4 protein-coding genes and 1 pseudogene are annotated in these 4,562 nt (G+C 61.0%); all 5 read left to right on the top strand.

Going from position 1 to position 4,562, the window contains the following annotated elements; genetic code table 11:
• Nucleotides 1-524: pseudogene (locus Q0288_RS17555) on the top strand (translation initiation factor 2); the annotation flags it as partial.
• Nucleotides 525-640: 116 nt separating this feature from the next.
• On the top strand, nucleotides 641-1,921 hold the full coding sequence (locus Q0288_RS17560) for an FAD-dependent oxidoreductase (protein ID WP_299433580.1): 1,281 nt from the start codon (nucleotides 641-643) through the stop codon (nucleotides 1,919-1,921).
• Nucleotides 1,922-1,974: 53 nt separating this feature from the next.
• Nucleotides 1,975-3,270, top strand: coding sequence for a sulfite dehydrogenase (soxC, locus tag Q0288_RS17565; protein ID WP_299433583.1), 1,296 nt, complete (start codon nucleotides 1,975-1,977; stop codon nucleotides 3,268-3,270).
• Entirely contained in the window at nucleotides 3,270-3,827 is a 558-nt protein-coding gene (locus Q0288_RS17570) for a cytochrome c (RefSeq protein WP_299433586.1), read from the top strand. Before soxC ends, Q0288_RS17570 begins: the two co-directional genes overlap by 1 nt.
• Nucleotides 3,828-3,836: 9 nt before the next feature.
• Nucleotides 3,837-4,562, top strand: coding sequence for a Rieske 2Fe-2S domain-containing protein (locus Q0288_RS17575; RefSeq protein ID WP_299433589.1), 726 nt, complete (start codon nucleotides 3,837-3,839; stop codon nucleotides 4,560-4,562).

Below are 4,562 nucleotides of genomic sequence, written 5' to 3' on the forward strand. Positions count from 1 at the left end.
TCGACCCCGATCTGATGTTGGGCATGCTGGGGGTCAAGAACACCAGAAGCCGCCTGTTGGGGGCCCGGCTCAAGGCGGTTATTGCCAGCCTGGGCCTGCCCCAGCGGGTCGCCCCTGCCATGATGCCCGACCCCAGCTCCGGTATGATGCCGGCCCTGTTGTACCGGGTCGAGGGGGCCAGTGTGGATGAAACCACCCTGTTGATCGAAAGCGAGTTGGCCAACCACGGCCTCAACGTACTGCCCTCCGTCAGGATGGGCGGTGTTACCGGAATCCAGCCCTGCAAAAGCGAGTGGGCCTACGAGATGTTCATGGCCCAGCCCGCTGGTGGTTTCGCCGCGCCCTGCCGCTTTTTTGTGGCTCCGTTACCCGATGGGGTGTTGGTAGGGGCCATCGAGCCAATGCTGATGGGCATTATGCCGGGTGTAGCGCAGAACCAGAAGGCCATGCAGATGCTGCAAGAAGCTAGAACGGTGATGAGCCAGATTCTGGAGTCGCTGGGGGGCAAGCCCTGGCGCCCATAAGCAGGCTTGACCAGGATTGAGGACAAATTTGTGTTCAGGAAAGCTCTTACAAGCCAGAAGCGAACCCTTGTTTCGCCTCGGTTGCCGGAAGGATTGGGGTTTATAGGGAGGTAAACATGAAAAAGGTCTCACGCCGAAAGCTTCTAAAGGCCAGTGCAGTGGCCGGCGCCGCAGTCGCCACCAGCGGTTTTGCTCAAACCTTCTTCTCGAGGCCTGCCAGGCTCCTGGGGCCTGCCCGGGGCAGCCGGGTGGTGATCATTGGAGGGGGCTGGGGTGGCATCAGCACGGCCCGCCACCTTCGCCGCAGGAATCCTAATATCGAGGTGGTACTGATTGAGCAAAACCCCAGCTTTATCTCCTGCCCCATGAGCAACCTTTACCTGGGCGGGGTGAAGGATCTGGATTTCATTTCGTTTGACTATACCAACGTGGTCAAGGCTGGGGTGACTTTCGTCAACGAAAGGGCCCTCGAGGTCAACCGGGCCGGGCGCTATGTGCGCACGACCAGCGGTCTGGTGCACTACAACTACCTGGTGGTCTCACCCGGCATTGACTACATGTACGAGGCCATCCAGGGTTACAGCGAAGTGCGGCAGTTCTTGCCGGTGGGCTTCAAACCCTTTGAACACATCGCCCTCAAACGGAAACTCGACCGCTTCGAGGGCGGCGACCTGGTGATGTCAATACCCAGGCCGCCCTACCGCTGCCCACCTGGCCCCTACGAGCGGGCAGCCATGCTGGCCTACTATCTTAAGAGCAACGAAATCAAAGGCAAGGTGATTGTGCTGGATGCCAACCCCGGCCCTATCTCTAAAGCCCCCGGGTTTACCGCTGCCTTCAGCGACCTCTACAAGAACTACCTCGAGTACATCCCACAGGCCGAAGTCACCGCCATTGATTACGCCAAGAAAACCGTCAAGACCGGCCTGGGCGAGTTTGAGTTCGACCTGGCCAACATCATCCCGCCCATGAAAGCGGGGGAAATTGTGCGCGCCTCTGGCCTGGGCGACCGCTGGGCCAGCGTGCAACTCCCCACCTTTCTTTCCGAACGCGATGACCGAATCTATGTTATTGGCGATATCGTCGGGAATACGCCCTATCCCAAGAGCGGGCAGGTCGCCTATAACGTCGGCAAGATTGTTTCCGAGCACATCGCCCACCGCATTGCGGGCAGACGCCTGGCCGAGATACCCAACCCCCTGCCCGATAACATCTGCTACAGCTTTGTGGATTCGGAAGAGTCCATCTGGGTCGCACACAAACACGACTGGGACGCAGCAGCACGGCAGGTTCGCCAGCAGGCCACCGTAGACAACCAGCGCTCTAAGCAGAACGGTGGACTCGCTCTGGAATGGGCCAGGGGCCTCTGGAGCGACATGTTCGGGCCAGAAGTCTGATATCCAGCATGGCGCACCAGCACAGATCCCCTCGAACAGGAGTTTTGTAAAGCATGAACCGTCGTAAAATCCTCCAACTGCTGGGAAAAAGTGTGGCTGCAGGAGCTTTCTTTAAGCTCTCTACCGGGCTGGCGCAGGGCAAAATTCCTCAGGGGGCCACCGAGCCGATGAAAACCCTGGGGATCCCCTTACGCGAATATGGCGAACGCAGTGAATTTGAGCAGAAGGTCATCCGCTACATCTCGCCCAACCTGCGCAGCCGCCATACCGGAGCCAGCTTTACCCCCCTCGATCAGCTTGAAGGGGTAATCACTCCCAGCTCGCTGCATTTCGAGCGGCACCATTCTGGGGTGCCCAACGTGAATCCTGCCGAGTATCGGCTGGTGGTGCATGGCCTGGTGAGCCGGCCCCTGATCTTCACGCTGCAAGACCTCAAGCGCTTTCCTTCGATTACCCGCACCTACTTCATCGAGTGTGCGGGCAATGGGCAGAATGGCTACCGTAACCCCCCCGACATGACCCTGACGGCTACCCGCAGCCGGGGACTGGTGTCCACCTCCTCCTGGACCGGGGTGCCGCTCTCGATCCTGCTGAAAGAGGCTGGGATCAAAGAAGGAGCCCGCTGGTTGATCCCCGAGAGCCAGGACGCGGCAGCCTACATCCGCAGCCTGCCCCTGGAAAAGGCTCTGGAAGATGTGCTGGTGGCCTACGCTCAGAACGGAGAGGCCATCCGGCCCGAGCAGGGGTATCCGGTGCGGCTGGTAGTACCCGGCTGGGAGGGCAGTATTCAGGTCAAGTGGCTACGCAGAATAGAGCTCACCGATACCCCGGTGATGAGCAAAGACGAGACCTCCGAGTACACCGATGTAATGGCGGACGGCAAGATCTGGGCCTTCACCTGGCTAATGGAGCCACAGTCCATCATCACCTACCCCTCGGGACTACAGCAGATTGAACGGGGCTTCCACGAGATTCGCGGGCTGGCCTGGAGCGGGTTTGGCCGGGTTAGGCGGGTGGAGGTCTCGCTGGATGGGGGTCGGAACTGGAAACGGGCTGCGCTCGAGCCCGCCCCCGACCCGCTCTCGGCAGTGCGCTTCAAAGTCAACTGGGCCTGGGATGGACGCGAGACGGTCATCATGAGCCGGGCCACCGATGAGAAGGGCAACACCCAGCCCACCCAGGAGGAGTTCTTTACCCGGTGGGCCCGCAACAACCGCTACCATTACAACGCCATCCAGGCCTGGCGGATCGGGGCCGATGGCAGGGTCGTGAACGGCGACCGAACCCTGGCCGGGGCTCCGGCTCAACTCGGCGCAGCGGGCCGGGGCGGTTGTGGAGGTGAGTCCTGATGCGACACCAATGGCTTTCCGTTGCAGTTCTGGCCCTCTCGGCCCTGGTGCTGGCCCAGGGGCGCTACCAGATCGGCACACCCCTAACCGAACAGGAAGTGCAGCAGTGGAATATCCGGCCCTCAATCCTGGCCAACGGGGTAGGTCTGCCCCCCGGCCAGGGCACCGTGGATGAAGGCGCAAAGGTCTATACCGCCCACTGCGCAAGCTGCCACGGCGCTACCGGCGAGGGCGGGGCCTTTACCCGACTGGTCTCCGAGCCCTTCCCCATCACCCTAGAAGTGGACTCGGTGGATTTTGCCGTTGGTAACTACTGGCCGTATGCCACCACCCTCTTCGATTACACCCGCCGGGCCATGCCCTTTGCTACGCCGGGCATCCTGTCCGACAGCGAGGTGTATGCGGTGGTGGCCTACATTCTCTATCAGAACGGGGTAACTGACGGAAGCGAGCCCATGAACGCGCAGACCCTGCCCAGGGTGCAGATGCCGGCCCGGACGCTCCTGCAGCTCGACCCCGGTACGCAAAAGCGGTTCCCCTGGCTCAAACTCCCCTGAGGTTATCGCATGGATCGTCGTAATTTTCTAGACCTGCTGGCAAAAGGAACTTCTCTGGGACTACTGCTGAAGCTTTCGCCTTTGGGAATGCTCGAGTTCGTCCAGGCCCAGAGCAGCGCAAACCCTTTCAGAAGGGCCTTGCTGGTAGACAAAGCGGGCAGTCCGATCAAGCTGAACACTCTAAAACCCCACGAGCCTTTCGTATTTGCCTACCCTTTCGCCGCCACCCCCAATATCCTGGTCAATCTGGATGTGGAGCTTACCCCAGTAGATGTGCGGATGCCGGATGGCAGTAGCTACCGCTGGCCGGGCGGGGTGGGCCGACGCAGAAGTGTGGTGGCCTACACCAGCATCTGTCCACACACCTTCAGCTATGCGGCTCCCACTCTAGGGGCGATGGGCTACCGCCAGCCTGAGGGCGGACGGGGTCCCCGGATGGTTTGCTGCGCCCACCTTTCGGCGTTTGATGTAAGCAGAGGTGGTGAGGTCAGGGGTGGCCCTGCCCCTCATGCGCTGGCCGCAGTCTCGCTGGAGTACGATGCTGCCAGGGACGAAGCCTATGCCGTGGGCTTTCTGGGCAACCCCCAGTTCGATGCCTTTTTCCGTGAGCACAACCAGGCTCTGCGGGGTCTGTTCCGCACCACTGCCCGGGCTCGAGAGGAAGTTGCCAGAGCAACCACCATCCCTTACGCTGAACACACCAGGGTTCCCACCACCTGCCCGGTGGTGGGATAG

The organism is uncultured Meiothermus sp. (genome assembly GCF_937863175.1).
In the GTDB taxonomy this organism is placed as follows: Bacteria; Deinococcota; Deinococci; order Deinococcales; family Thermaceae; genus Meiothermus.